The sequence below is a fragment of the Mycobacterium barrassiae genome, from assembly GCF_025822765.1.
Taxonomy (GTDB): domain Bacteria; phylum Actinomycetota; class Actinomycetes; order Mycobacteriales; family Mycobacteriaceae; genus Mycobacterium; species Mycobacterium barrassiae.
In genome coordinates, this window is record NZ_JACKUK010000047.1 from 1 (window position 1) to 1,210 (window position 1,210).

The following is a 1,210-nucleotide window of genomic DNA, read 5'->3' on the forward strand; positions in this document are numbered from 1 at the left end:
CCACAACTCATCCCCTCAGTCTTCAACCTAAGTGGGTTCGGGCCTCCACGCGGTCTTACCCGCGCTTCACCCTGGCCATGGGTAGATCACTCCGCTTCGGGTCCAGAACACACCACTACACCAACCCCTACGGATTGGATACGCCCTATTCAGACTCGCTTTCGCTGCGGCTACCCCACCCGGGTTAACCTCGCGACATGTCCCTGACTCGCAGGCTCATTCTTCAAAAGGCACGCCATCACCCCACACAAAAGTGAGGGCTTTGACGGATTGTAGGCACACGGTTTCAGGTACTCTTTCACTCCCCTCCCGGGGTACTTTTCACCATTCCCTCACGGTACTAATCCGCTATCGGTCACTGGGAAGTATTCAGGCTTACCGGGTGGTGTGGTCCCGGCAGATTCACAGCAGATTCCACGGGCCCGCTGCTACTCGGGGACAGTTCCACGAAAGCCATGATGTTTTCAGTTACGGGGCTCTCACCCACTACGGCAGGCCATCCCAGACCACTTCACCTAACACCACGGTTTATCACTTTCGCTCCCCTCGGCGGAGGAGAGAAGAAACGCCCCACAACACCGCACACACAACCCCCGCCGGGTATCACATGCACGCGGTTTAGCCATCCTCCGCTTTCGCTCGCCACTACTCACGGAATCACACTTGTTTTCTCTTCCTACGGGTACTGAGACATCCTCGGATCCACGCTCGGTTGACAGCTCCCCGAGGCATAACGCAGCCTCCCACGTCCTTCATCGGCTCCCAGTGCCAAGGCATCCACCATGCGCCCTAAAACACTTACAACACAAAACAGTTCAAAAATTCTCGGAAGAATCAAAAAATTGCATTATCAAACCCAACAGCCAAAGCTGCCGGATCGATGCTCGCAACCACTATCCACAAATCAAACACCACACCCCACCACCAAAGACGGGGCAACAACACGCCTCCCACCACACACAGTGGCCAGGGAACAACGGGCTTGTTGTCTCAAAGCCCAATAGTGTGTCTGGCAGTTCCCTCACCGCAATCCACCCCGAAAGAGTGAATCCCGTTGCGGTTCAACGTTTGTCGTGCACCGACCGGGCACCCACTACAGGCCCCGGCACTGATCTCCCAACCACACTGATCCCACACGATGCGGGGGTGGGGGAATGAAATGGTGCTCCTTAGAAAGGAGGTGATCCAGCCGCACCTTCCGGTACGGCTA

General features: G+C 56.4%; 1 rRNA gene. It reads right to left on the reverse strand.

The features are described 5' to 3' along the window. Window positions 1-804 (reverse strand): 23S ribosomal RNA (locus H7J93_RS29090); the annotation flags it as partial. Between the last annotated feature and the right edge of the window lie 406 nt (window positions 805-1,210).